General features: G+C 65.1%; 22 protein-coding genes and 1 pseudogene. 10 read left to right on the top strand and 13 right to left on the bottom strand.

The genetic code is table 11. The features are described from left to right. Positions 1 to 3 precede the first annotated feature (3 nt). From ACSS7Z_RS00115 to ACSS7Z_RS00070, 10 genes are all read right to left on the bottom strand, one after another. On the bottom strand, positions 4 to 840 hold the full coding sequence (locus ACSS7Z_RS00115; RefSeq protein WP_438252381.1) for a PilN family protein: 837 nt from the start codon (positions 838 to 840) through the stop codon (positions 4 to 6). Next, positions 840 to 1877, bottom strand: coding sequence for a type IV pilus assembly protein PilM (gene pilM / locus ACSS7Z_RS00110; protein WP_438252380.1), 1038 nt, complete (start codon positions 1875 to 1877; stop codon positions 840 to 842). The genes ACSS7Z_RS00115 and pilM overlap by 1 nt, the downstream gene beginning before the upstream one ends. A gap of 40 nt (positions 1878 to 1917) precedes the next feature. Continuing rightward, entirely contained in the window at positions 1918 to 2733 is an 816-nt protein-coding gene (locus ACSS7Z_RS00105; RefSeq protein WP_438252378.1) for a prepilin peptidase, read from the bottom strand. Beyond that, positions 2730 to 4298: a DNA-directed RNA polymerase subunit beta family protein gene (locus tag ACSS7Z_RS00100; RefSeq protein WP_438252377.1), complete on the bottom strand. Its 1569-nt coding sequence runs from the start codon at positions 4296 to 4298 to the stop codon at positions 2730 to 2732. The genes ACSS7Z_RS00105 and ACSS7Z_RS00100 overlap by 4 nt, the downstream gene beginning before the upstream one ends. Continuing rightward, a complete protein-coding gene (locus ACSS7Z_RS00095) occupies positions 4295 to 4957 on the bottom strand; it encodes a prepilin-type N-terminal cleavage/methylation domain-containing protein (RefSeq protein WP_438252376.1) in 663 nt (220 codons plus the stop codon). The genes ACSS7Z_RS00100 and ACSS7Z_RS00095 overlap by 4 nt, the downstream gene beginning before the upstream one ends. Beyond that, entirely contained in the window at positions 4942 to 5562 is a 621-nt protein-coding gene (locus tag ACSS7Z_RS00090) for a type IV pilus modification PilV family protein (RefSeq protein WP_438252375.1), read from the bottom strand. The genes ACSS7Z_RS00095 and ACSS7Z_RS00090 overlap by 16 nt, the downstream gene beginning before the upstream one ends. A gap of 94 nt (positions 5563 to 5656) precedes the next feature. Next, positions 5657 to 6118 carry a type IV pilin protein gene (locus ACSS7Z_RS00085; protein ID WP_438252374.1) on the bottom strand — a complete coding sequence of 154 codons (462 nt, stop codon included), beginning with the start codon at positions 6116 to 6118 and terminating at the stop codon, positions 5657 to 5659. 220 nt (positions 6119 to 6338) lie between these two features. Then, entirely contained in the window at positions 6339 to 7580 is a 1242-nt protein-coding gene (locus tag ACSS7Z_RS00080) for a type II secretion system F family protein (RefSeq protein WP_438252373.1), read from the bottom strand. Positions 7581 to 7582: 2 nt separating this feature from the next. Next, complete coding sequence (locus tag ACSS7Z_RS00075) at positions 7583 to 9406, bottom strand: type IV pilus twitching motility protein PilT (RefSeq protein ID WP_438252372.1); 1824 nt, start codon at positions 9404 to 9406, stop codon at positions 7583 to 7585. A 53-nt stretch (positions 9407 to 9459) separates the two neighbouring features. Continuing rightward, positions 9460 to 11538, bottom strand: coding sequence for a GspE/PulE family protein (locus ACSS7Z_RS00070; RefSeq protein WP_438253050.1), 2079 nt, complete (start codon positions 11536 to 11538; stop codon positions 9460 to 9462). A gap of 343 nt (positions 11539 to 11881) precedes the next feature. Here ACSS7Z_RS00070 and ACSS7Z_RS00065 point away from each other — a divergent pair, with 343 nt between their 5' ends. The 4 genes from ACSS7Z_RS00065 to ACSS7Z_RS00050 all read left to right on the top strand — a co-directional run bounded on the left by ACSS7Z_RS00065 (position 11882) and on the right by ACSS7Z_RS00050 (position 16890). After that, entirely contained in the window at positions 11882 to 13309 is a 1428-nt protein-coding gene (locus ACSS7Z_RS00065) for a CCA tRNA nucleotidyltransferase (RefSeq protein ID WP_438252371.1), read from the top strand. 121 nt (positions 13310 to 13430) lie between these two features. Beyond that, positions 13431 to 14759, top strand: a complete 1329-nt coding sequence (locus tag ACSS7Z_RS00060) for a GAF domain-containing protein (protein ID WP_438252370.1) — start codon at positions 13431 to 13433, stop codon at positions 14757 to 14759. A gap of 105 nt (positions 14760 to 14864) precedes the next feature. After that, on the top strand, positions 14865 to 16415 hold the full coding sequence (gene exaC / locus ACSS7Z_RS00055; RefSeq protein ID WP_438252369.1) for an acetaldehyde dehydrogenase ExaC: 1551 nt from the start codon (positions 14865 to 14867) through the stop codon (positions 16413 to 16415). A gap of 82 nt (positions 16416 to 16497) precedes the next feature. After that, positions 16498 to 16890, top strand: coding sequence for a DUF779 domain-containing protein (locus ACSS7Z_RS00050; RefSeq protein WP_438252367.1), 393 nt, complete (start codon positions 16498 to 16500; stop codon positions 16888 to 16890). A 262-nt stretch (positions 16891 to 17152) separates the two neighbouring features. Here the strand turns inward: ACSS7Z_RS00050 and ACSS7Z_RS00045 are convergent, their stop codons facing one another. Beyond that, the gene (locus ACSS7Z_RS00045; protein ID WP_438253049.1) at positions 17153 to 18295 is read right to left on the bottom strand and encodes a hypothetical protein; all 1143 of its coding nucleotides are present in this window, start codon (positions 18293 to 18295) and stop codon (positions 17153 to 17155) included. Positions 18296 to 18366: 71 nt separating this feature from the next. Between ACSS7Z_RS00045 and ACSS7Z_RS00040 the strand changes: the two genes are divergently transcribed. Then, entirely contained in the window at positions 18367 to 18723 is a 357-nt protein-coding gene (locus ACSS7Z_RS00040; protein WP_438252366.1) for an avidin-fold protein, read from the top strand. 3 nt (positions 18724 to 18726) lie between these two features. Here ACSS7Z_RS00040 and ACSS7Z_RS00035 read toward each other — a convergent pair whose 3' ends face one another. Next, on the bottom strand, positions 18727 to 19329 hold the full coding sequence (locus ACSS7Z_RS00035) for an Lrp/AsnC family transcriptional regulator (RefSeq protein ID WP_438252365.1): 603 nt from the start codon (positions 19327 to 19329) through the stop codon (positions 18727 to 18729). A 133-nt stretch (positions 19330 to 19462) separates the two neighbouring features. Between ACSS7Z_RS00035 and ACSS7Z_RS00030 the strand changes: the two genes are divergently transcribed. Genes ACSS7Z_RS00030 through ACSS7Z_RS00010 form a run of 5 tightly spaced genes read left to right on the top strand, consistent with a single transcriptional unit; the run spans position 19463 to position 24683 of the window. After that, entirely contained in the window at positions 19463 to 21046 is a 1584-nt protein-coding gene (locus ACSS7Z_RS00030) for an ABC transporter substrate-binding protein (protein WP_438252364.1), read from the top strand. Positions 21047 to 21054: 8 nt separating this feature from the next. Next, positions 21055 to 22113, top strand: coding sequence for an ABC transporter permease (locus ACSS7Z_RS00025; RefSeq protein WP_438252362.1), 1059 nt, complete (start codon positions 21055 to 21057; stop codon positions 22111 to 22113). After that, complete coding sequence (locus ACSS7Z_RS00020; RefSeq protein WP_438252360.1) at positions 22110 to 23042, top strand: ABC transporter permease; 933 nt, start codon at positions 22110 to 22112, stop codon at positions 23040 to 23042. Before ACSS7Z_RS00025 ends, ACSS7Z_RS00020 begins: the two co-directional genes overlap by 4 nt. Beyond that, positions 23039 to 23851 carry an ABC transporter ATP-binding protein gene (locus ACSS7Z_RS00015; RefSeq protein ID WP_438252359.1) on the top strand — a complete coding sequence of 271 codons (813 nt, stop codon included), beginning with the start codon at positions 23039 to 23041 and terminating at the stop codon, positions 23849 to 23851. The genes ACSS7Z_RS00020 and ACSS7Z_RS00015 overlap by 4 nt, the downstream gene beginning before the upstream one ends. Further along, a complete protein-coding gene (locus tag ACSS7Z_RS00010) occupies positions 23844 to 24683 on the top strand; it encodes an ABC transporter ATP-binding protein (protein WP_438252358.1) in 840 nt (279 codons plus the stop codon). The genes ACSS7Z_RS00015 and ACSS7Z_RS00010 overlap by 8 nt, the downstream gene beginning before the upstream one ends. Before the next feature lie 93 nt (positions 24684 to 24776). Here ACSS7Z_RS00010 and ACSS7Z_RS00005 read toward each other — a convergent pair. Next, a pseudogene (locus ACSS7Z_RS00005) lies at positions 24777 to 25090 on the bottom strand (hypothetical protein); the annotation flags it as partial.

Below are 25090 nucleotides of genomic sequence, written 5' to 3'. Positions count from 1 at the left end.
TTGTTATTCCCCCGCGCCTGTCGCGTCTTCGGTCAGCTCGTCCGAGCCTGCCGCCTCGCCATCAGCGGGTGCGGCCGGAGCCACCTCGGGCAGTGCGACACTGGCCTCCAGTGCACTGTGCAGCGCGGCGAGCTGCTCCGCGTCGAGCTCTCCGACGCGTCCGGTCCCACCGAGAGCCGCAGCGTTCAGCTGCACGGAGCCCGTGATGACGTAGCCCTCGTCGTTCTGGCCGGAGACGGCCGAGACGGTGGCTGTGGAGTACCCCGTGAACGCCTGAAGTGCATTCAGCAGCGGCGTCGGCGAGTCGAAGACTTCGGCGGCAGCGGTGAAGCTGATCTCGATGACTCCGGCGTGGTCGAGGCCGGTCACGTCGAGCGCAGATGCACTGCTCGATGTCGTGGACACACCCTTGACAGTGATCACTTCTGAGGTGATCTCGACGCCCTCAGGCATCGCCATGTCGAGTTCGCGCATGAGCCGTGCCCAGTCTGTCTCGGAGTACAGCGCCGAGTATTCCGCTGTCTCGTAGTCGACGAGCAGCGCCTTGATTCCGGAGACCTCGGAGTACTGCTTCTGTTCGATGAGCAGCTGCGCCTTGCGCGCATTCTCGTCAGCCAGCGCACCCTCGGCGGCGTTGGCCAGGAACGAAACAGCCAGGGCACTAACCGCGGCGATCAGCGCGAGACCCACCAGACCCAGGGCGAGCAGTCTGGTCGTCGCGTTCTCCTTGCGACGCACTCCGACGATCGGAGGCAGCAGGTCGACACGGGCGATGGTCGCGACGCTGGACTGCGCCGTGCGCCGCGGCTGTGCCGGAGCGGACTTTCCTAGTTTCTTCATCACTTCCCTCCCACGGTGACACCCAGCGGTGCCGCCAGTTCCAGTGCCCAGCGCTCAAGCCCCGACGCACGCAGCTTGCGGCTGACCGAGAACGACTCGAGCGGGTCGCCGTACGAGGTGGGCACGCCCAGCGCGCGGGTCAGCACGGGGGCGAGCCCGGTCAGGCGGCTTCCGCCACCGGTGAGCACGACATTCGAGATTGGCTTGGTCGGGTGCGCGTTGCTGTAGAACTTCAGGGTGTTCCGGATGCTGTCGATCAAAGCAGCCACGGTCTCTCGCAGCACGGTCTCCGCTTCGATATCGCGCGCGGTGGCGGCGCCACCCTGCAGACCACGGCTGATCTTGTCCTGCTCAGCTTCGGCGAAACTGATGCCGAGCGCACGCTCGATGCTGCGCGTGACGTCGTCACCGCCGCTGGGCACCATACGCACGAATTCGGGCATGGCACCGTTGGAGATCACAACGGTCGTGCTGGCCGCGCCGACGTTGATGATCGCCTGGGTGCCGCTTCGGGCATCCGCCAGAGTGCGCAGCAGCGCGAAACCAGAGAAGTCGATCGCGTCGACGTAACGGCCGGCCTTCTCGATGGCGTTGACGGTCGCTTCCAGGCTGCTGCGCGCTGTCGCGACGAGCAGGCCCTCCTGCTTCTGGTCGTGGTTGTCGGTGACCGAGCGCAGCGGCAGGAAGTCGAGGATGGCGTCGTCGAGGTCGATGGGCACCTGGCCTTCGACAGCGAATCGCAGGGCGGCCTTGCGACGGGCGCCGGCGATGTCCGGGAGGACGACCTCACGAACGACGACCTTGCGGTTGCTGATGCCGAACACGACCTTGTTGGTCGTGAAGCCGCCAGCTTTCCACAGGTCCTTGATCGCGGCGACACCGCGACGCTCATCGATGATCTCGCCATCGAAGATGGTGCCCTCCGGCACGGTGACGGCTGCAAACTTGCTCAGCTTGGGGCGCTCCGAATAAGGAGCGTCGACCTGCACGCCCCGCAGTCCGCGTCTGCTGAGGTCGAGCGCGACTACTCCTGCCATGTGTGTCCTCCGTAGTGTGTTGACGATGAATCCTGGCGGGTCATGACAGACCGACCAGAGAGAGGTAGAGCCCGGCTATCGCGGGGCCGGCGAAGATGCCGATCCACGATCCGCCGAGCATGAACGGGCCGAAGGGAAGACCGGATTTCCGGTCAGCTTTTCGGGCAAGCATGAGGGTGACGCCGACGACGCCGCCGATGAGAAAGGCGCTGAAGCCGCCGATGATGAGCTGCGGCCAACCCAGCCAGCCCAGCAGCATCCCGAGGACGCCAGCGAGTTTCACATCGCCGCCGCCCATTCCGCCGCGGTATCCGACGGCGAGCAGCAGGTACAGGCCACCGAGAGCCGCGAAACCGATCACGGCCGTGATCAGGCGGGGATAGTCGCCGGTGAGAACGGATGCCAGCACGAGAAGCGCTGCAGTGACGACATACGAGGGATAGGTGATGACGTTGGGGAGCAGATGATGGTCGAGGTCGATCAACGCCAGGGCGATGCCGGTGGCGGCCCAGAACAGCAGCACCGGCAGCACCGCGAAGGGATAGCATCCGGCGTACGCGCCCCACATGACGGCGGCGAAGGCTGCCGCCGTGGCAACTTCAACAGCGGGATAGCGTGCCGAGATTCCTGCCGAACAGTAGCGGCAACGTCCGCGGAGAATGAGGTAAGAGAGCACCGGGATGTTGTCGAACCAGGCGAGTGGATGCTCGCACCCGGGGCACGCGCTGCCGGGGCGCACGATGCTGACCCCGCGCGGTACACGCCACACGACGACGTTGAGGAAGGAGCCGATCAGCCCGCCGAACAGTGCGGCGAAGGTGACGGCAAACCACGCCGGAATCAAAGCCTCGGTCATCCGATCTCCTTGTAACCGCCGAGGGTCGAGCCCGAGGTGATGGCCGGAGCGTTCCACTTCTGGGCGGAGGAGCCGTTGCAGGTGAGTAGGCGGATGTGTGACCAGGCGTAGCCGGGTTCGGGAACCGCGGCCAGGCAGAGCGCAGGGTTGTCGGCGAGTTGGAACGTGTAGCTGGTGAGCGTGGAGCCGGTGTCAGCATTGCGGATGAACTTCTGCGCGTGCGACAGCGATGCGACGTTATCGGGCTGATTGCACGTGGTGAAGTGGACGTCGGTGTTTCCGGAGCCGGTCGGACGCGCCGTCAGGCAGTACGTGACGTTGCCCGGTGCGATGACCGACAGTGACTGTGGCGCTGACGTTGCGGCGCCGACCGGCTCGTCGTAGAACCACTTGTGGTTCCACAGCATGTTGTCGCCGGTTCCGGTCGGGTCCTGCTTGCAGGGGTACACGATCATGAAGTTTTTCGAGATCACCGCATCCGTGACGTCCATGCAGCGGCCGAACTCGCTGAAGTTCACGATCTGGTGGGTGCCGTGGCTCGCACCGCCGGCACCGACGCTGGGCGTGGGATTGAAGACGCCGGTTTTGGTTGTGTTCTCCACGAGAGTCGTGCCGTTGAGTCCGAGCCAGCGTTGGCTGCGGTCGTCGTTGTCGCGGTTCTGCCCGACCCAGGAGCCGGGGAAGTCCCAGCTCCACAGCTGGTTGCCATAGGCGTCATCGTTCGTTGCCGCACACGAGCGCAGAGTGGCATCCACGGCGCTGTTGTTGGTTCCGGTGGGGGTGGGCACCCACTCCTGGCCGGTGACGCACAGCACGGTGGGCGCTCCGATCGTGCTGGCAAGCTTCAGGCGATAGTCGGTGTCGTACACCCACATGTTGACCTGGTCGTCATTGCATTCCGCGACAGGAACCATGGCAACGCTGCTGCCCTCGGTTGCCGCCCCGGCCTTCAGGCAACTGGCGGTGTCGGTGCTGTGGATGAGCCCGCCCGGGATGTTCACGTTGGTGGTGGTGAATCCGTAGAGGGCAGTGATGGTGCGGTCGCCGACAGATTCTGCCAGTCCGCCGACCGCAGAGTCGGCGCCCTCAGAGACCATGCGCACGAACTTCGGTTGTGCGCCGGGATCGTCTGTGAGCGGGAAGGGCATCGCATTGGTGGCGAGCCAGGCATCGCTCTGCCCGGTGGGGTCTTGCTCGAAGTACTGCAGTTCCACGGTGTAGCTGAGCGTGCCGTCGCCGGCGCCATCAACTGTGCCGGTGAGGCTCTGGGGAAGCTTGGTCGGGTCGCCGTAGGTGATTGCCGACGCACCGACACCGACGGTCTTCGTGTTCGAGCGCAGTACCGAGAGTGCCGATTGGATGCCGGACTGTGCAGCGTAGCCGGTGCGGGTGTTCTTCTGCGCGACCTGAGCGGACTGGGCCTGCGAGAGCAGCACGCTCAGCAAAACCAGCATCACACCGCCGGCGAAGACGGTGAACAGCACACTCATGAGCAGGGCGGAACCGGACTCGCGGGTGGCGCGATTGCGCACCGGATCCATGATCATCTGTGCCAGTCGGATCATGAGCGGTAGTCCGTTCCTGCGCAGACGGGGGTCATGCTCTGACCTGCCGCGCCGATCGCGTTTGAGGTCGAGTCAACAGTGCTGTTCTTCGCGTAGATGGTCGCCGAGGTCTCGGTTCCGGCGGCTTCGGAAAGACCGGCGAGCGTGTGCACGGTGAGTCCCTGATAGTGGGTGGTGGTACCGCCATCTGCGGCGATGGTGCGGAACGGGTAGACGTTGGTGGATTCGCCGCGGATGTCGCTGACCAGAACGTTCCAGGTGCCCGTCGACGGGGCGCTGGCAGCATCCCAGCTGCGCATCGCGAGTTTGCCGTCGCCTGCGGTGTAGCGCAGCTGCGTGCAGGTGTCGACGCCGGTCGACGTCGATGCGGCATCGGTACGCCATTCCACGTAGGAGGCGCCAGCGTTGCTGCCGGGGTAATTGATGGAGTCGGCATAGCGCACCGAGCGCTCGATGCGCTGCATGGCGATACCGACAGAGCTCGAGGTCTGTGCGTCGACGCGTGCCTGGGTGGATGCTCGAGACACCGAGACGACTCCGGCGAGGAACACCGCCAGGAACACCGAGAAGACGGCCATGGCGACGATCAGCTCGATGAGCGTATAGCCCTGCTCGTCTCGCCGGTCGAGTCGGCGCGGTGCGGTCAGTCGGTTCGCCATGTGAGGTCGCCCTTCGTGTCGAACAGCCCGGTGGTCGTGTAGCGGCAGGTGTCGCCGCCGTCGCACTTGCCGGCATAGGTCACGACGACGACGGCGCGAATGAGCTGGCTCATGTCTGCGGCAAGAGGAGAAGTGGGGCCCGGGTCTTGGTCGGCGCCGGGCAGAGGAGTGCAGAGGCCGCCGGTGGGCAGCTGATAGCAGGTGCCGATCAGTACGACCGAGTCGTAGTCCGACCCGCTGCGGGTGATCGTCTGCTCGATCTCGATCGCTGTGGTGGGAGATGCTGTGGCAGACCAGGCGGGATAGGTTTCGGCGATGCCGGGAACGCCGGATGCGGCGTTCCATGCGGCGGCGACGGATGCTTCGGAGCGTCCTGCGACGAGGCTGCTGAGCTGCGCGCTGGATGTCGTCATACGCACCACCTGGTCCATGCGCTCGGTGGCGACGGAGACGGCAGCCTGGGTGCGCTGTTGCTGGGTGGACAGGTGCAGGCCGCGGATGGTGAAGGCGCCGACCGCGACAGCGACGGTCATCAGCAGGCTGATGGCGATGATCACCTCAATGAGGGTGAATCCTTCTTCACGCTGTGATGTGCGGGGGCGCATCAGCATGCTCCTTCGGTGTTTCGGGGGCCTGACGGTTTTGTGCCTGCACGGAGAACCGTGCAGGCACAAAACGCGGTGAATCAGCTTGCGCGGATTACGGGGTGGGCGTGCCCGCGTCCCAGTTGCCCGAGCCGGTTTCGCTCGTGTACACGTACGGGGCGCCGTCGAGGTTCTCGTTGTTGCCCTCGATCGAGTAGCTCTGGTCGCCGTTGATCGTGATCGTGACGTAGTTGCCATCGGAGATCGTGCCCTTGGCAAATTCATCGGTGCCGTCGGAGAGCGTGAAGGTCGAGTCGCCAACCGCGCCGCCGGTCTGCGACACAAGGTTGAGGCTCCCGTTGTTGGCGGTGGCGGCCTGCTCGACGGCCAGCGCAGCGTTGGTGATGTCACTCTCAACCGATGCCTTCCATGCGCCCTGACGCATGTTCAGGAAAACCGGGATGGCGACAGCGGCCAGGATGCCGATGATGATGACGACGACGAGGAGCTCGATCAGGGTGAAGCCCTTTTCGCCGTTCTGGCGCTTGGCCATGACGTCTGCAACACGCTTGTTCATGTGTGTTCCTTTTCAAGAAATAGTTCGGGGGATTGTCGACGTGTGTTTAGTCGGCAGCCTTGAAGCTAGCAATTCTTCACGCATTCAGGCAACAAATGTCATTCTGGGCGTGTCATAAAAATCCCAGGTCAGATCAGATTTTTCTGGGTCGATCAATCAAAGTGTGGCGCATATTGTGAAATAGCCACACTTTTACTGAAACAAATTGAATTCGAGAGATCTATAGCGACTGAATATCCTGGAAGATCATGAACATCGGCATGTAGAGTGCGACGATCATGAAGCCGAGCAGCCCACCCATGAGCACGATCATGAGTGGCTCGATCATGGCGGTCAGCTGCGAGCTCATCGTCTCGACCTCGTCGTCATAGAAATCGCCAGTCTTCGCGAGCATCGTGTCGATCTCGCCGGACTCCTCACCGATGCCGACCATCTGCACGAGCATGTCGGGGAAGACCTCGGCCTCGGCCATCGCCTCGGCGATCGGACGACCCTGGCGAACGGCATCCTGCACGCTGATGAGCGCCGCATTGATGACGTAGTTGTCAGACGTCGCGCCCACGATCGACAGCGACTGAAGGATGGGCACGCCCGAGGTGAGCATCGTGGAGAAGTTGCGGGCGAAGCGGGTCAGCGCGATCAGCTTGTTGAGCTTGCCGAAGACCGGAAGCTTCAACTTGATCGGATCGACCACACGGCGCACGGCCTCGGTGTTCTTGCTGCGGCCCCACCAGATGCTGAACGCGATGATCGACACGATGAGGATCGGCGCGACGATGGGCATCGCCTCCGATAGGTCGACGAGTACCTGGGTCGGGCCGGGGAGGGCGCTGCCGAGGTCGGCGAACATGCTCTCGAACACCGGCACGATGAAGATCAGCATCGCGGCGACCGCAACCAGGGCGACGATGAGCACCACGACCGGGTAGGTCATGGCCGACTTCACTTTGCCGCGCAGTTTGGTCTCGGCCTCGAAGTTGTCAGCGACCATCAGCAGTGAGCGATCGAGGAATCCGCCCGCTTCACCGGCGCGGATCAGGTGCACCATGATCGGCGGGATGATCAGCGGGAACTTCTCGAGCGACACGGACAGGGCAGAGCCGCCCTCGACGTCAGTGGTGACCTCGACGAGGGTGCGCTTGAGCTTGGGGTTCTCCACCTGATCGGTGACGATCGACAGTGCACGAAGAATCGAGACACCGGCGTTGACCATCGTGGCCATCTGCCGGGTGAGGACGGCGAGGTCCTTGAGCGAGGGGTTGCGCTCCAGGCCCGGAATGTTGATCTCACGCTGCAGGCCGGTGCCGCCGCCCTTGGCCACGAGCTTGTCGGGAATGATGCTCTGCGCCTTGAGCTGCTGGATCGCCTGGCCCTCGGAGGAGGCATCCAGAACACCCTTGACGGTTTTGCCGCCGGCGTCGATGCCCTTGTAGGTCCACTGCTGGGTTTTGGTAGCAGCCATTTTCAGTTCGCTCCGCTCCGGCCGCCCACCGACTGGCGGGTGCCCTCAGGTGTCATGTCGACGTTCGCTGCCCGGCTGATGCCACGGTTGCGCACGAGCTGTTCGAACTCGGCGACATCCTGCGCGATCTCAACAGCGACGCCGTACTCGATGTCGCCGGCGAGCACGAGACGCGCGAGGTCCTGATCGAGGGTGTGCATGCCGATATCGGTTCCGGCCTGCAGCGCGGTGCGCAGCTGGTGCGTCTTCCCCGCGCGGATCAGCGCCTGGATCGCAGGGTTCACGAACATCACTTCGGTGGCGACGGCGCGGCCCTTGCCACTTGCTCGGGGGATCAGGGTTTGCACGATGACAGCGCGCAGGGTCGCGGCGAGCTGGGTGCGCACCTGCGCCTGCTGGTGCGCCGGATAGACGTCGATGATGCGGTCGATGGTCTGTCCGGCATCCTGCGTGTGCAGTGTGGCGAACACGAGGTGACCGGTCTCGGCTGCGGTGAGGGCCGTCGAGATGGTCTCGAGGTCGCGCATCTCACCGACCAGGATGATGTCAGGGTCCTGACGCAGCGCGTGCTTGAGAGCGTCGGAGAAGCTGTGGGTATCAGCGCCGACCTCGCGCTGATTGATGATCCCGCGCTTGTGGTTGTGCATGAACTCGATCGGGTCCTCGACCGTGATGATGTGCGAGGCGCGGCTGGAGTTCGCCTTGTCGATGATCGCGGCGAGCGTCGTGGACTTTCCAGAACCGGTCGGTCCGCACACGAGGACCAGGCCACGGGGCAGGTTGGCCAGTTCGACGAGTTCGCGCGGCAGACCGAGCTTCGTCACGGACTTGATCTCGGTCGGGATGATTCGAAGCGCGGCGCCCAAACCCCGCTGGTCCTGGAAGATGTTGACGCGAAAACGCGCGATGTCACCGACGGAGTAGGCGAGGTCGAGTTCGAGTTCCTTCTCGAAGACGCGCATCTGCTCGGCGGGAACGAAGCCGTCGATCACACGCGCGATGCGGTCGCGGTCCCAGATCGACGTCTCGGCAACCGATTTCAGCTGCCCGTCAATGCGAACGACCGGGGTGGACTCGGCGACGAGGTGGAGGTCAGAAGCGCCCAGGTCGAGAACAGCGGCGACGGATGCCACGAACTCCGGATCGACCTCCGGGTTCTGCCCGATCAGCACCGCTTCGATCTCGTCGAAACGGCTGGCAATCGGCGGCTTCGACATCGTCTGCTCGGTGAAATCCGGAAGCGACGCGTCGTGTGCGGTCGGGAAGTGCGCCGGGGCGGCGAAAGCGGAAGGGGTGCTGAAATCAGACATCGACGTGTCGAGAATCTGGGTGACGGCCGCCGGCTCGGGCGCGCGCTGCGGCTGCTGCATCGGCGGCATCGTCGGCAGCGCAACGGTGAGGTCCTGAGGAATGAATGCTGCGGGCGCTGCGGCCGCGGCAGGCGCAGGCTGAGAGCGACGCCGGATCGGAGCATCGTCGGCGTACATCGGTGCCGGGTCGAACGCGCGCTGCTGAACCGGTTGGGGCTGAACGGGCTGCGAGTAAACCGGCTGCCGCTGAACCGGCTGCCGCTGAACCGGCTGCTGCTGAACCGGCTGCTGCTGAACGGGCTGCGGCTGAGTGCGCTGCAAGGGCTGCACGGGCAAGGGCTGTACGGGCTCGGGCTGCACCTGCATGGGCTGCACCGGCGGCGTCATAGCGGGCAGCGTCACACCGGGGACGCCGTTGAGGAACGAGCGCAGCTCGGAGTCGACCTCGGACCCGCCCAGCAGTGCGTCGAATCGGGAGCCGCCCAAATCAGACGCGAACTCATTGTCGTTCGCCACTAGTGCTGCCTTTCATATGTGGAACTGTGTGCTTATTTACGCCGGGGAGGCGGTCACACGGTGACTCGGAGAATTTCCTCGATGGCGGTGTGGCCGAGTAGCACCTTTGCCCAGCCATCCATCCGGAGCCGGACCATGCCGTTCGCCTCGGCGTACTCGGCGATTTCTGCGGTGGGAGCGTTGGCGACCGCCATCCGCTCGATCTCCTCATCGACGGCCATGACCTCGTGCAGGGCGATACGACCGCGATATCCGGTGTTCGAGCACTGCGAGCATCCATTGGGCCGATAGACCGTCGGCGCACCCTGCATCGGGTCGATGGGCACGTTGAGAACGCGAAGCTCCATCTCGGTCGCTTCGGATTCGATCTTGCAGCGCTCGCAGAGACGGCGAGCGAGTCGCTGCGCGACGACCGAGTCGAGGGCGGAACCGACGAGGAACGGCTCGACGCCCATCTCGATGAGACGGGTCACCGAGCTCGGAGCGTCGTTGGTGTGCAGGGTCGAGAGCACGAGGTGACCGGTCAGGGACGACTCGATCGCGATCTTCGCCGTCTCCTCGTCACGGATCTCACCGAGGAGGATCACATCGGGGTCGGATCGCAGGATCGAGCGCAGCGCCGAGGCGAACGTGAGGCCGGCACGATTGTTGACCTGCACCTGGTTGATCCCGGGCATCCGATACTCGACCGGATCCTCGACCGTGATCACGTTCACCGTGGGCTTGGCGATGGTCGCCAGCGTTGTGTAGAGCGTGGTCGATTTTCCGGAACCCGTCGGACCGGTGACGAGCATCATTCCGTAGGGCTTGGAGAAGCTCTTGCGGTAGATGTCCATGTTGCGATCGAGCATGCCAAGGTCGGAGAGCTTGAGGCTGGCGACCGGTGAGTCGAGCACACGTGCGACGACCTTCTCGCCCCACACCGTCGGCAGCGTCGCGACGCGGAGGTCGACAGTTCGACCACCGTGCGTGATCGAGATGCGACCGTCCTGCGGCTTGCGGCGCTCGCCGATGTCGAGGTCGGACATGACCTTGATGCGGCTGATGACGCCGGGGATCATCGAGCGCGGCACACGCTGCACTTCGGTGAGCACACCGTCGATGCGGTAGCGCACGCGCAGTTCTTCGCGACCGGGTTCGATGTGGATATCCGAGGCGCGGTCCATGATCGCCTGGCTGATGATGAGGTTGACGAAGCGGATGATGGGGGCTTCGTCGTCGGCCGCCGCATCGGCGACATCCTGTGTCCACTTCTCGGTTTCACCGGCGGCTTCGCCCTCGAAAGCGGAGGTGAGCTCTTCCAGCTCGGAGTCGACGCGGTGGTAGCGGTCAATGGCCGCGAGAATCGCGTCGCGCTCGGCGACGACGGGAACCACCGGCATCCGAACAACGGCTGCGACGTCATCCAGCACGACGACGTTCTCGGGATCGGCCACGGCGACGACGAGTCGTTCACCGACCCGCGAGATAGGCAGCACGATCTGGCGGCGGCACATCTGGTCGGGGATCAGGTCGACGACGGTCGGCTCGACAGTGAACTCGGTCAGGTCGACATATGCGAGGCCGAGGCGTTCGGCCAGCGCTATGGCGAGCTCGCGCGGAGTCTCGGGCTCAGCCGCGGGTGCGGGTGCGGGTGCGACAGTCGGCGGTTCGGAAACGGCGGGGGCCCCGGGGGCGGTGGGGGCCGGGTGAACAATCGGTGCAACGACGGCCGGTGCAACGACGGCCGGTGCAACGGCTGCCGGCGCAACGACGGCTGGGGCAACGGGCTCGGATACGGCTCGGGCATCGAGCGACGCCACCGACTCGGCGCGACGACGAGCGCGTCGAGATGTCGGCTCCGGTGCGGGGGTACCGGTCTGATGCGCGGAGAGGTGCTGGTTCGCCGACCTCGGTTCCACGGCGGGGGAGCGCGGAACCGAGGCCGAGGTGTGTGCCGGAGAAGTGTGCGCTGTCTGCGCGTTCTGCGCGTCGCCGGTGAGCAGCGACTTCCAGATCAGGTCACGTGTCGTGGGCGCGCCGTCTGGGTTGACGGCAGCTGTGTCGGGGTACGACGGCGGAGCATCCAGTCCCGAGGATCGCGCATAGTGCGCTCCCTCAGCGGGTGCCTCCGATCGTTCCCGACGGAACATCGCCACGAATCTCTCCGGTTCTGTTGTGTTGTGATGTGAACCTGCTTCGCCGTGCGGGGGGACACGGCGAAGCAGGGCACTGCTAACCGCAGGCACGCCAAATAGCGCGTCAATCACGCGGTTTGTTTCCAGCGATTCGGGTCGCTCGAAACAGCACAGGAGGGCAGATCCGGCCGGAACGGCACGGATCAGAAGCCTCGCAACAACCAACTATGCATTAAGTTTGGGTTCTATACAATACGAACCGTACCGAAACTTATAAATACTTATAAAAATCTGCCCCAGCGTGCACACGCGCCGGGCTGACGACGGGGGCAAGAGCTCCCCCGGTACGCTGGAACCCATGCTCAATATGGCCGAGGGGCTCGCGCGCCTGCGCGACCTTGCAGAAGGACCCGTCGTTTCGGCGCTCGCCACAGCGTTCCAGGCCGCGGGCTTCGAGCTCGCTGTGGTCGGGGGGCCGGTGCGTGACGCGCTGTTGGGCCGAGTGACCCACGACCTCGACTTCACGACGAACGCCTCGCCGGATGAGATTCTCGAGCTCGTCAAGCCAATCGCAACCGCGCACTGGGACATTGGTCGCGCATTCGGAACCATCGGCGCCCGTGTGCAGGGCGAGCAGGTGGAGATCACCACGTACCGCGCCGACAGCTACGACGGGGTGACGAGAAAGCCCACCGTCGAGTTCGGCACGGCGATCGACGGCGACCTGGTGCGCCGCGACTTCACCGTGAACGCGATGGCCCTGCAGGTGCCGGCGGTGAAGCTCGTCGACCCGACCGGCGGCGTCGAGGATCTCGTCATCGGAATCCTCCGCACCCCCACCGACCCGAACGTGAGTTTCGGTGACGATCCGCTTCGGATGCTGCGTGCCGCCCGCTTCAGCGCGCAGCTCGGTTTCGACATCGAAGACGCGACGCGCGACGCGATCGTGCGACTGCGCCAGACGCTGAAGATCGTCAGCCCCGAGCGCATCCAGAGCGAGCTCGTACGGCTCATGCAGACCGACGACCCGGTCCGGGGCATCCGTGTTCTGGTGGAGACGTCGCTGATCGACGAGTTCCTGCCCGAGGTCACCGCGCTGCAGCTTGAGGTCGATGAGCACCATCACCACAAGGACGTCTATGAGCACTCGCTGACGGTGCTGCAGCAGGCGATCGAGTTGGAGCATGTGCGGCACCCCGACGCCGAACCCGATGTGCCACTGCGGATCGCCGCCCTGCTGCACGACATCGGCAAGCCGCGCACGCGCAAGCTCGAGCCCGGGGGAGCCGTCAGCTTCCATCACCACGATGTGGTGGGCTCGCGGATGGCGCGCAAGCGCCTGCAGGCGTTGCGCTTCGACGGTGAGACGACGGATGCCGTCACCACTCTGATCGAGTTGCATCTGCGATTCTTCGGCTACGCCGAGGGCGCGTGGACCGATGCCGCTGTGCGCCGCTATGTGCGCGATGCCGGCTCTGTGCTGGAGCGTCTGCACATTCTCACTCGTGCCGACGTCACCACTCGCAATCGTCGCAAGGCCGCGCGGCTGGCCGGTGCGTACGATGACATCGAAAAGCGCATCGCAGACCTGCGCGAGCAGGAGGAGATCGACTCCATCAGGCCAGAGCTCGATGGCAATCAGATCCAACAGATCCTGGGCATCACGCCGGGCCGTGAGGTCGGCGAGGCGTACAAGTTCCTGCTCGAGGTGCGCCTCGATGAGGGCGTGATCGGTGCGGATGCCGCCGAGCAGCGCCTGCGCGAATGGTGGGCCGCGCGCGGCTAAGTGCCGGCTTTCGAGGCGGGGGTGATTGTCGACCATCGGTCGAGTCGGACGGATGGGCAGACAGGGATGCGCCGTACTCGTACACTGGGACCACACTCGGTCATCGTCGATCGGAGACATAGTGTCATCGCCGTGGTCAGCATCACGTGATAACTCCCCGGAGGCATCACGGTTGATCATCGAGCGTGCGCACGAAGAACTTGTCGCCGGCAATCTCGACGACCGTCACCTGGAACACATCCGCCCGCTGGTGCGCGACTCCTGGGAGAGATCCTGGAAGCGGCGCATCGGAGCCGAGGATCTGCCGCCGCTGGCGCTGTCGGCAGAAGAGCTGCAGCTGTTTCGTCAGCAGCATCCACTCGCCAGCGTCATGGACATGATCCGCGGACTGCTCCTTCCGGGAGATCCGGAAGAATCCGGCGTGATGGTCGCTGTCGGCGATCATGCCGGACGTCTGCTGTGGGTGGAGGGCGACCTGCAGAAGCGGTTGCTCGCCGGGGAGGCGGGACTGGTCGCGGGGGCGAACTGGGCCGAAGATACGGTGGGAACGTCCGCTCCTGGAACAGCGATCGCCCTGGGCGAATCGGTGCAGATCCACGAGGCGGAGCACTACAACCGTCTGGTGCATCCCTGGTCGTGCACGGCGGCGCCGGTGTTCGACCCGGAGACGAAGCGGATCCTCGGGGTCATCGACGTCACGGGCGGACCCGAGGTGGTCACGCCGCAGGCGCGCTTGCTGGTGGATGCCACCGCCCGGGCCGTGGAATCCGAGCTTCTCGTGGCACGACTGCGGTCGCGAAGCAGCGCCCCGGCCACCCCTCGCCGCAAACAGAGACGTGCATCGGCGCCGACCCGCATCGTGCTGCAGGTGCTCGGGCGTGACCGCGCGCGGCTGGAGGTCGCCAGCAATGACGCCGAGACGATGATCGACCTGAGCGCACGCCATGCCGAGATTCTGCTCACGCTTGCGAACTACCGGCAGGGGCTTTCTGCCGACCGCCTCGCCGAACTCATCTACGGCCCCGGGGCATCCGTCGACACGCTTCGGCCCGAGCTCGTCCGCCTGCGAAAAGTGCTGCAACGCATCGCCCCGGAACTCGTACCCGAATCCCGGCCCTATCGACTGACCGTTCCGCTCGAGACCGATGCTCGTAACGTTCTCTCACTGCTCGATCGCGGCGCACACCGGGTAGCGCTGACGGCATACCGCGGGCCGGTGCTTCCGGATTCCACGGCGCCCGCGGTGGAGGAGTTCCGCGAATCCGTGCGCGCGGCGCTGCGTGAAGTCATGCTCACCGAGGCCAGCATCGACGTGCTGCTCGCCTACATCGAGATCCCCGAGGGCGCCGAAGACGAAGAGGTGCTGCGCCTGTGCCTGGAGATGCTGCCGGCGCGCTCGCCGCGGCGCGCGGGCCTGGTCAGCCGAATCGAGAAGCTGGAGCGCGGCTGAGCGCAAGCGGATGCAACGTGCCGCATCCTGGCGCAACGTTGCGGGGTTTATCTTCGACCCAACGCCGCGCAGTCCAGATGCTGCGGCCCGTCGAAGGAGACGCAGATGACGATCGTCGAAGAGACCGTGTCCACCGCTTACGCTGCACCAGGTTCTGCCGGTGCCATCGCGAACTATCGCCCGCGCTACGGTCACTACATCGGCGGCGAGTTCGTCGAACCCGTCAAGGGGCAGTACTTCGAGAACGTGAGCCCGGTCAACGGCAAGCCGTTCACCGAGGTCGCCCGCGGCACCGTCGAAGACATCGACCGCGCCGTCGACACGGCATGGAAGGCGTTCTCCTCCTGGGGTAAGACCAGCCCGGCCGAGCGCAGCCTTGTCCTCAACCGAATCGCCGACCGTATGGAACAGCACCTCGAAGAGATCGCGGTCGCCGAGACCTGGGACAACGGCAAGCCGGTGCGCGAGACTCTCGCAGCCGACATCCCGCTCGCCATCGACCACTTCCGCTACTTCGCCGGCGTACTGCGTGCACAGGAGGGCTCGCTCAGCCAGCTCGACGAGAACACCGTCGCGTACCACTTCCAAGAACCGCTGGGAGTGGTCGGCCAGATCATCCCGTGGAACTTCCCGATCCTGATGGCGGTGTGGAAGCTCGCCCCCGCGCTCGCCGCAGGTAACTGCATCGTGTTGAAGCCGGCCGAGCAGACTCCGGCATCCATCCTGTATTTGTTCGAGATCATCGGCGATCTGCTGCCGGCCGGCGTCATCAACATCGTCAACGGCTTCGGCATTGAGGCGGGTGCTCCGCTCGCGCAGCACAAGAAGATCCGCAAGATCGCCTTCACCGGTGAGACGACGACCGGCAGGCTGATCATGCAGTACGCCTCGCAGAACCTCATTCCGGTCACGCTCGAGCTCGGCGGAAAATCCCCCAACCTCTTCTTCGAAGATGTCGCGCGCTCGACCAACGACTCTTTCTATGACAAGGCACTCGAGGGCTTCGCGATGTTCGCGCTGAACCAGGGCGAGGTCTGCACCTGCCCGTCACGAGCCCTCATCCAGCGCTCGATCTATGACGGATTCCTGGGCGACGGCCTGGCCAGGGTGGGAAAGATCATCCAGGGCAACCCGCTCGACAAGAACACGATGATCGGCGCACAGGCATCCAACGACCAGCTGGAGAAGATCCTCAGCTACATCGACATCGGTAAGCAGGAGGGAGCGAAGCTGCTCACCGGTGGAGAGCGCGTTGACCTCGGGGGCGACCTCACCGACGGTTACTACGTCGCGCCGACCGTGTTCGAGGGCACGAACAGCATGCGTATCTTCCAGGAGGAGATCTTCGGTCCGGTACTCGCCGTGACGAGTTTCGACGACTACGACAACGGGATCGACATCGCCAACGACACTCTGTACGGACTCGGTTCCGGCGTGTGGACGCGCAGTGGAGACACCGCCTACCGCGCGGGCCGTGCCATTCAGGCCGGGCGCGTATGGACGAACACGTATCACCAGTACCCGGCGCACGCCGCGTTCGGCGGATACAAGCAGTCCGGCATCGGTCGTGAGAACCACCTGAAGATGCTCGACCACTACCAGCAGACGAAGAACCTCCTCGTGTCGTACGCCGAGGGCCCGATGGGCTTCTTCTGACCCTTCGACAGGCTCAGGGACCACGACCCTCGGGTGGGCGTCGCCGCTGGCGCCCACCCGAGAACCACCGAAGGAGATCGACATGGTGAGTATCGGGACCTACCATCGGGTGGCGGTGACGGATGCCGCGGCATCGCTGCTGCGCGAACTCACCGCGCAGCATGGTCCGCTCATGTTCCATCAGTCCGGCGGATGCTGTGACGGCTCAAGCCCGATGTGTTACCCGGTGGGCATGTTCATCACCGGGCCGAGTGATGTGCTGCTGGGCGACATCGACGCCGGACTGGATGCGCCCATCGAGGTGTACATGTCCGAGTCGCAGTTCGAGTACTGGAAGTACACCCACCTGACCATCGATGTCGTACCCGGCCGTGGTGCGGGATTCAGCGTCGAGGGACCGACCGGGATGCGGTTTCTGATCCGGTCGCGGATGCTGAATGACGCGGAGCTGGCGTACTTCGGATTGCGCGACTGAACGCACCGGTCAGACGCGCGTGGCGGATGACCGCGCTGCTAGGGGTTTGACGGCCTGCAACCTCCCTGCAACCTCCTGCAACCTCGTTTGGTATACCGTCTGACTCATACGCCGCGATCGTTCAGTCCCCAGCTGACAAGTGGCGTCGGACGGCTCAGCCGTCCACAAGGAGGGAGTTCGTCTTCTTCTGTATCCCAAGGGGGGATGGGGTGGGCGCAGTTCCCCAGACAGCGCCCACCCTGATACCTGCTCGTGCCGGTGCTCAGCGCGCGAACTGCATCCAGAACCAGACGATCCCGAAGCACACCACGGCGACGATCGGAATCCAGCGGCCGCTGCGCTTGAGGCGCCGACCGCTGTGCGCGACGCCGGGCGGCGGGGTCAGCATCCCGGCCGGTGCCGCAAAGGGAAGCGCATGCGTTCCCGCGATCGGCGCCTGCGCGGGAGCAGTGCTCTGCGCGGGGGCATCGCTGTGCGCGGCGGCCAGTCGCTCGTCGCGCCACCGGGCCCACTGGTCGAATTTGGTGATGAGCGCGCCGACGGCGCCGAACAACCATGCCCAGGTTGCCGGATCCAGTGTGGACGCCGCACGCTTGGTGTACAGGAACAGCCAGTCATCGACGATCTCGACATCGAGCTGCGCCGCGTTGTCGACGAAACGCGCCATGATGTCCGGGGTGAAGAGGTAGAGGGCATCCGCCTCATAACCCTCGGGGCAGTAGAGCGTGAAGTACCGGTCGAAGTCGCCCTCGAGCGAGAGGCGCTGCTCCTTCTGGAACGATGCCGGAAGGTTGGTGCCGAACCCGTTGTTGCCGAGGGCATCCAACACGATATTGGGCAGCGGCACATCCAGCTTCACCGCGACGTACCCCCACGAGTGCGTGGTGGAGTGCTTCCCTAACCCGGTCGTGTACTGATAATTGCCGAACTCGACGAAGCGCGGCGAATGCCCGCGCACCAGGCGGTCAGAATGACGGGAGCGACCGATGTTGAAGATCATTCCCGGCAGCTGCGGATCATTGATCCGATCCTCGTAGGTCATGTTGTTCGCGGCAGCGAACTGGCTGAGGCGGTATCGAGCGATTCGAGCGCTGCGGTTGGTCGACCAGATCAGAAGACCGAGTCCGATCGCAAGGAACGTGATGATTACGACAGGCAGCAGGATGAAGGGCGGCCCGCCGTTGCTGAGCCCCGCGAGAAGCAACGACGTCATCGGAAGCAGGATCGCGAGGAAGACGATGCCGATGACGGAGAAGATGATGATCATCAGGACCTTGGTCCCGGTCATCGACGACGAGCGCCGCGCGCGCATCGCAGACACGAACGCCCTCACGGCGCCTGGGGCGACCGGATCGGTGAGCGGTCGGGCGTCGAAGGCGATCGGCTGGGAGCTGGAGGCGGGCATGGTCACCCGTCCACGGTAACCGCAGGAGCCTGATGGTCAGCGACTGCGCGTGGTGTTGCCATAATCAAGGGGTGAGCACGCAGACACTTCTCCCGTCACTGGACGGACGTACCTTCAAGATGACCTCCTCGACGACGTCGGTCGTGAACCACGACGCGCCGAGCACATTCCGCTACTTCGAGAAGGATGGCGTCGTCTGGGGTGACTACATCGGTGACACCGTCACCTTCGGCCAGTTCGTCGGCACGCGCACCGGGAACGTCATCAGCATCAACTTCGTTCACGTGCTGGTCGCGGACGGCTCCGTTGTCACCGGATCGGGTGACAGCGACATCGAGCAGGACGAAAACGGGCTGCGCCTGGTCGAGCACTACGAGATGTTCGATAAGCCGCAGCTCAGCATCTGCGTCGAGGTTCCCGCGGCCTGACGCCTACCGCGGCGGCAGCGGTTCCCGGGCTCCGGGAGCCGGTGTCCATCGCGTCATCCCCATCGTCCCTGCTGGTTCGCGCTGGGGGATGTCGGTGGGCAGGATGAATGTCCGCCGCACCACCTCGTCCAGGATCACCACGCTGACGACGGTGCGCACCTCGGGCAACTGCGCGATCACGGCGGTGGAGAAGTCATGCACCCCACCGACGTCGGTCGCGCGGATCATCAGCATCGCGTCGTGTTCGCCTGTGGTGACGGCGCAATATTCGACCTCGGGCAACTCCAGCACCCGCTCGCGGAATGCCGGCCAGGATTGCGGATGCACGGTGACGAAGACATGTGCGCCGATGGAGAGGCCGACTTTCGCCGGGTCGACGGATGCTGAAAACCCGGTGATGACTCCGCTGCCCATGAGTGCTTCCACTCGCGAATAGGCGTTGGCGCGCGACACTCCGACGCGTTCGGCCAGCGCCGCCATCGAGATTCGACCGTTCTCGCGGAGGGCGGCGAGGATGCGGTAGCCGACGTCGTCGAGAGCAGGCGACGCACTTCGTCCAGTGGATGCCGAATCGGTGGGCCGAATATTGGACGTAGTGTCTACCATGCTCGGATTCTAGAACGATATGTTTCACAACGTCTGCTCTCATTGGACATTTCGTCACGCATCATGACAATCTGAACTCGGTCGTCCACAGCCGTCCGACCTTTCCCAAACACTCCCTTCCCTAGGAGGGTCTATGTCCTCGTTGTCTCGCAAGTCCCTGATCGCCATCGGTGCAGTCGCGCTTTTGGCCGTCACCGGATGCTCTGGCGGAAACTCCGCGAATGGTGGGGGCAACAGCTCTGCCGCCTCGCTCGTGATCGACACCGCGTTCTCGGTCGAGACCGCCGACCCCGGCCACAGCTACGACCCGACCGGCAACATGTTGGCGAAGGCGCTCTACGAGACGCTGGTCGACTTCGAGGGATCTGACGTGTCGACACCGATCCCGGGCCTTGCCTCCTGGGAGCAGAACGACGACGCGACAGAGTTCACCTTCACGCTTGAGGGCGAGCGCAGCTTCTCCGACGGAACGCCGGTTGAAGCGAAGGACGTCGTGTTCACCCTGCAGCGGATCCAGGGCATGGTCGAAGCCAAGCCGAACTTCCTCCTCAACGGCGTCACGATCGAAGAGGTCGACGACAAGACGATCCGCTTCACCACCGAGACCCCGCTGCTGCAGCTGCCGGCGATCCTCGCGAACCCTGCTCTCGGCATCGTCAACGCCGACGTCGTGATCGAGAACGGCGGCACCACAGACGGCACCGACACCGCCCAGGCATTCCTGGATGGCACCTCGGCCGGATCCGGACCGTTCGTGCTCGACACGCTCGACCTCGCGTCGCAGATCGTGCTGACCAGTAACGACGAGTACGACGGCAAGGAAGACAGCGCCTACGACCGCGTTGTGATCCGCAACGTCAGCGAGAGCGCCACGCAGCTCGCCAACCTCAAGGGCGGCGACACGATGGTCGCCATGGACCTCAACGGCGACCAGGTCGCCACGCTCGGCGATGACTTGAACGTCGACGCAGTCCCCTCGGGTCAGTCGATCTTCCTGCTGCTGAACCAGTCGGCCGACAACGCGGGCGAGCTCGCGAACGTCAAGATCGCCGAGGCGATCCGTTACGCCCTCGATTACGACGCGCTGCTGGAGCTCGCCGGGGCCGGTTCCGTGCAGGCCACCGGCGTCATCCCGCCCGGGTTCGAGGGTGCACTGGATGCCGGTGTCGAGCAGGATCTCGACCGCACCCAGGCGGCGCTCGCCGAGGCCGGATACACCGGGCAGACCCTGAAGCTGCAGTTCCCGAACGACTACCCCGTCGGTGGTGTCGAATTCACGCCTCTCGCCGAGCGCGTGCAGGCCCAGTTGAAGGACGCCGGCATCAACGTCGAACTCGCACCCGCACCGTTCGCGACCGAGCTCGACGCCTACGTCAACGGAACCGAGGGCTTCGGCCTGTGGTTCTGGGGCCCGGACTACGCCGACTCGGCAAACTTCCTGCCGTTCGGTCCGGGACTGAAGGTGGGCCTGCGCTCCGGCTGGGCAGCCGAGGCGAACCCCGAGATCGCCGCCCTTGCCGCTGAGGCGGCCAGTGCGACCGACGCCGACGAGCGCACCGCCGCCTTCACAGAGTTCGCCGAGGCCATGCAGGCCGAAGGCCCGTTCGTGCCGCTGATCGTGCCCGGTCGCAACATCGCGACCGCCGGTGACGTCACCGGCGCCGTGTACAACTCGGTGTGGGAGATTGACATCGCCGAGATCGCACCCGCCGGCTGAATGACTCGATGAGTACTGCCACCATCGCGCGCAGGCTCCCGACCCGCTCTCCGCTGGTCGGGTACCTGCTGCGCAGACTCGGCACTTCGGTGCTGCTGCTGATCGGCGTCACGATCGTGACGTTCCTGCTGACCAACCTCGTACCCGGCGACCCGGTGTCGGCCGCGCTCGGTGAGGGTGCAGCGCAGAACCCCGAGACGCGGGCGGCGTTCATCAAGGCGCACGGTCTCGATCAGCCGCTCATCGTGCAGTACTTCATCTATATGGCGAACCTGCTGCAGGGCGACCTCGGCACATCCCTCGTGACCGGGCGCGCGGTGACGGCAGATCTCGCAACAGCCGTTCCGGCGACGATCGAAATTGCGGTCTGCGCGATCGTCGTCAGCCTCGCGGTCAGCATCGTGCTCGGCACCCTCGCCGCGTACCGGCGCGGGCTCGTTACGGACCAGGTCGTGCGCGTGGTCACCCTGGTGGGACTGAGCGTTCCGACGTTCTGGCTCGCGCTGGTGAGCTACTACTTCTTCTTCCTCGAGTTGGGGATCGCACCGGGATCCGGACGCGTCTCGCCGTCGATCACGCCGCCGCCGCGCATCACCGGCTTCTACACGATCGACTATCTGCTCAACGGCGACAGCGTCGGCTTCTTCGACGCAGCCGCTCACCTCGCCCTTCCGGTGATGGTGCTCTCGCTCGTGACCATCGGACTGCTGACCCGGTTCGTGCGCACCTCAGTGCTCGAGGTCCTCGACAGCGACTACGTGCGCGCCGCCCGGGCGAAGGGTCTCTCCGGCACTCGCGTCGTGCTCGACTACGTGCTGCGCGGAGCCGCACTGCCGATCATGACTGTCGTGGGTGTCGCCTTCGGTGCGCTGCTGAGCGGCACGGTGCTCGTCGAATCGGTGTTCGCCTGGCCGGGCCTGGGCACCTACGCCTACAACGCGGCCGCCAACCTCGACCTCACCGGCATCATGGGTGTCGGCCTGGTGGTCGGTGTCATCTACCTCGTCATCAACCTGATCGTCGACCTGCTGTACGGCGTGCTGGATCCGAGAGTGAGGATCGCATGAGTGCATTCGACGACCGCCGCGTGGCATCGCGGTGGAAGATCCGCTTCCGCTGGCCGCGGGCCTGGCGCACACCCCTGGGCATCATCGGCTCGGTCATCGCCCTCGCCTGGGTGATCATCGCCTTCACCGCGCAGTGGTGGGTGCCATTCGGCCCGAACGCCCAGGTGCTGCCGCGCCTGCAGGCGCCCGGGATCGACACCCTGATGGGCACCGACGGCAACGGCCGCGACATCTTCTCCCGGCTCATGACCGGTGCGACCGTGACGATTCCACTCGCGCTCACCCTCGTAGTTGCCGCCCTCCTCATCGGCACGGTCATCGGAGCGCTCGCCGGCTACTTCGGTGGGTGGCTCGATGAGACCCTGATGCGCATCACCGATCTGTTCATGGCCTTCCCCACGGTCATCCTCGCGATGGTGGTCGCCGCATCCCTCGGACCCTCGCTGTTCAATGCGGTGATCGCTGCGGTCATCGTCTCGTGGCCGCAGTACGCCCGTGTCACGCGCAGCCTGGTGCTGAGCCTGCGGCGGCAGAACTACGTGATCGCGGGGCGCCTGCTCGGGCACTCTCCAGCACGGAGCCTGTTCGTCGACATCCTGCCGAACATCGCCGGCCCCGTGCTGGTGCTGGCCACGCTCGATATCGGAACCGCCATCCTGCTGCTGTCCGGCCTGTCGTTCCTCGGTCTGGGGGCCCAGCCGCCGACGGCCGAGTGGGGGTCGATGATCTCCGCAGCCATGCAGAACTTCGACGCCTGGTGGCTGGGCGTGTTCCCGGGTCTCGCGATCCTGACCGTCGTGGTCGCTTTCAACTTCCTGGGCGACGCCATGCGCGACGTGCTGGATCCCACCGCTGAGATCACTCATGAGAACCAGGCCGAGCTCGTGACATCTGCGGCGCCAGCATCCGCGAAGGGAGCGAGCGCATGACCTCGACCGCCCTCAGCATCCGTGATCTGCACATCTCAATCGGCCGACCCCTCGTCCATGGCATCTCGCTCGACCTGGAACGCGGACGCGTGCAGGGTCTGGCCGGCGAGTCCGGTTCGGGCAAGACCCTCACCTCACTCGCCGTGCTCGGCCTGCTGCCGCCCAAAGCGACGACGACGGGTTCGATCCGCCTCGGTGATGAAGAACTCCTCGGGATGCCCCGCCGCGCGCTGAACCGCGTTCGCGGCAACCGCATCGCGATGGTGTTTCAGGACCCCTCGGCGTCACTGCATCCGCAGCTCACCATCGGCAAGCAGCTCACCGACCACATGCGCGTGCACCTGGGGCTCAAGGGCAAGGCGGCAGACGCTCGCGCTGTCGAGATGCTCGAGCGGGTGCAGGTGCCGCGCGCGGCCGAGTCGCTGGGGCGCTACCCGCATCAGTTCTCCGGAGGTCAGCGACAGCGCATCGCGATCGCATGTGCTCTGGCCTGCGATCCGGATGTGCTGCTCGCGGATGAGCCGACCACGGCGCTTGATGTCACCGTTCAGGCCGGCATTCTGCAGCTGCTGCGCGATCTCGCTGTCGAACGCGATCTTGCCGTCCTGCTGGTCACGCACGACCTCGGCGTCATGAGCGCGATCGCGGACGATGTCGCGGTGATGAAGGACGGCCGGATCGTGGAGCGCGCGGATCGGGCGACCCTGTTTGCCGACCCGCAGCACGAGTACACGCGGACGCTCTTGGCGGCGCTTCCCGGCTCGCGGATCGCCTCCGAAGATGGGATCGAAGGAGCAGGCGATGAGTGACGCACTGGTGCTGGATGCGCAGGACATCGTCGTCCGTTACCCCGGAAACCCGCCGGTCGTCGCGGTTGATGCCGTCTCGGTTCAGGTCGCGGTGGGGGAGACGGTCGCTCTCGTCGGCGAATCGGGAAGCGGCAAGTCCTCGCTGGCCCGCGCGGCAGCGGGAATCGAGAAGACTGCTGGCGGTTCGGTGCTGTTCAACGGGATGCCCGTGACCACGATGGGGCTGCGGCGTCGCTCGCTCGCGCTCACCGGCATCCAGATGGTGTTCCAGGATCCGTCTACGTCGTTGAACCCGCGGCGGCGCATCGGCGAACAGATCCAGGACGGCATCCAGACCGCCGTCGCACGCGGCGATGAGGGTTCGCGCGTGGAGGAATGGCTGGAGCGCGTCGGGCTGAACCCCGCGTGGACGAGCCGTTTCCCGCACCAGTTCTCGGGCGGTCAGAAGCAGCGCATTGCGATCGCCCGCGCATTGGCCGCTCGGCCCAAGCTGCTCATCGCGGACGAGCCGATCTCGGCTCTGGATGCATCGACACAGACGAGCGTCGCCGCCCTCATGCGCGATCTCGTCGCCGAGGTCGGCGCCGGGATGCTGTTCATCTCGCACGATCTCGCGGTGGTCCGTCGCATCGCCGATCGGACGCTCGTGATGTATGCAGGGCAGGTGCTGGAGTCGGGTAACACCGCGGAACTGTGGGCCGACCCGCAGCATCCGTACACCCGGTCACTGCTCGCCGCGATCCCGGAGCCCGACGGCCGGGGCCGCATCCCCGAAGCGCCTACGGCCGCAGATCGTGCGGCCTGGAACTCCACCCCGCCCATCGCGCGCTGAGGCCGGCCGCGGGCCGCGCCCGGGGTTGAGCTCGCGAGAAACAGTTTCCCGCATGAGAAACGTCGTAGGAACACCTGTCTCATGTGTGATGTCTCAGGTCTTCGGTGACGGTTCTTGTCTCAGAACATTGGTGACGGTTTCTGTCTCAGGAGATGGGTAACGGTTCATGAAGCCGCGGGGTTTGCCGTTGCCGACGTAGGTGGTGCCTTTCGGGGGCCTGGGGTGGGTGATGATGTGGGTGCCGCGGTCGTCGTAGAAGGAGATTTCGGTGAGGTCCCAGAGCGAGTAAATGCGGTGGCTGGCGTGTTCGCGTCCGAGGATGAAGATCGTGCCATGCACGGAGACAGCACCGTTGCTGTTGGCGGTGCGGATACCGTGACCACCGGTATGGGCGGGGACGGCGGGGA

Origin of the sequence: Microbacterium wangyouchuni (assembly GCF_051546305.1) — a bacterium.
Taxonomy (GTDB): Bacteria; Actinomycetota; Actinomycetes; order Actinomycetales; family Microbacteriaceae; genus Microbacterium.
Note: the sequence above shows the minus strand (reverse complement) of the source record. Positions and strands in the feature narration are given on the sequence as shown.

What these genes read in the sequence shown, in the direction of transcription:
- ACSS7Z_RS00115 (WP_438252381.1), bottom strand. Translation starts at nt 840, where the DNA reads ATGAAGAAACTAGGAAAGTCCGCTCCGGCACAGCCGCGGCGCACGGCG.
- pilM (WP_438252380.1), bottom strand. Translation starts at nt 1,877, where the DNA reads ATGGCAGGAGTAGTCGCGCTCGACCTCAGCAGACGCGGACTGCGGGGC.
- ACSS7Z_RS00105 (WP_438252378.1), bottom strand. Translation starts at nt 2,733, where the DNA reads ATGACCGAGGCTTTGATTCCGGCGTGGTTTGCCGTCACCTTCGCCGCA.
- ACSS7Z_RS00100 (WP_438252377.1), bottom strand. Translation starts at nt 4,298, where the DNA reads ATGATCCGACTGGCACAGATGATCATGGATCCGGTGCGCAATCGCGCC.
- ACSS7Z_RS00095 (WP_438252376.1), bottom strand. Translation starts at nt 4,957, where the DNA reads ATGGCGAACCGACTGACCGCACCGCGCCGACTCGACCGGCGAGACGAG.
- ACSS7Z_RS00090 (WP_438252375.1), bottom strand. Translation starts at nt 5,562, where the DNA reads ATGCGCCCCCGCACATCACAGCGTGAAGAAGGATTCACCCTCATTGAG.
- ACSS7Z_RS00085 (WP_438252374.1), bottom strand. Translation starts at nt 6,118, where the DNA reads ATGAACAAGCGTGTTGCAGACGTCATGGCCAAGCGCCAGAACGGCGAA.
- ACSS7Z_RS00080 (WP_438252373.1), bottom strand. Translation starts at nt 7,580, where the DNA reads ATGGCTGCTACCAAAACCCAGCAGTGGACCTACAAGGGCATCGACGCC.
- ACSS7Z_RS00070 (WP_438253050.1), bottom strand. Translation starts at nt 11,538, where the DNA reads ATGTTCCGTCGGGAACGATCGGAGGCACCCGCTGAGGGAGCGCACTAT.
- ACSS7Z_RS00065 (WP_438252371.1), top strand. Translation starts at nt 11,882, where the DNA reads ATGCTCAATATGGCCGAGGGGCTCGCGCGCCTGCGCGACCTTGCAGAA.
- exaC (WP_438252369.1), top strand. Translation starts at nt 14,865, where the DNA reads ATGACGATCGTCGAAGAGACCGTGTCCACCGCTTACGCTGCACCAGGT.
- ACSS7Z_RS00050 (WP_438252367.1), top strand. Translation starts at nt 16,498, where the DNA reads ATGGTGAGTATCGGGACCTACCATCGGGTGGCGGTGACGGATGCCGCG.
- ACSS7Z_RS00045 (WP_438253049.1), bottom strand. Translation starts at nt 18,295, where the DNA reads ATGCCCGCCTCCAGCTCCCAGCCGATCGCCTTCGACGCCCGACCGCTC.
- ACSS7Z_RS00035 (WP_438252365.1), bottom strand. Translation starts at nt 19,329, where the DNA reads ATGGTAGACACTACGTCCAATATTCGGCCCACCGATTCGGCATCCACT.
- ACSS7Z_RS00030 (WP_438252364.1), top strand. Translation starts at nt 19,463, where the DNA reads ATGTCCTCGTTGTCTCGCAAGTCCCTGATCGCCATCGGTGCAGTCGCG.
- ACSS7Z_RS00025 (WP_438252362.1), top strand. Translation starts at nt 21,055, where the DNA reads ATGAGTACTGCCACCATCGCGCGCAGGCTCCCGACCCGCTCTCCGCTG.
- ACSS7Z_RS00020 (WP_438252360.1), top strand. Translation starts at nt 22,110, where the DNA reads ATGAGTGCATTCGACGACCGCCGCGTGGCATCGCGGTGGAAGATCCGC.
- ACSS7Z_RS00015 (WP_438252359.1), top strand. Translation starts at nt 23,039, where the DNA reads ATGACCTCGACCGCCCTCAGCATCCGTGATCTGCACATCTCAATCGGC.
- ACSS7Z_RS00010 (WP_438252358.1), top strand. Translation starts at nt 23,844, where the DNA reads ATGAGTGACGCACTGGTGCTGGATGCGCAGGACATCGTCGTCCGTTAC.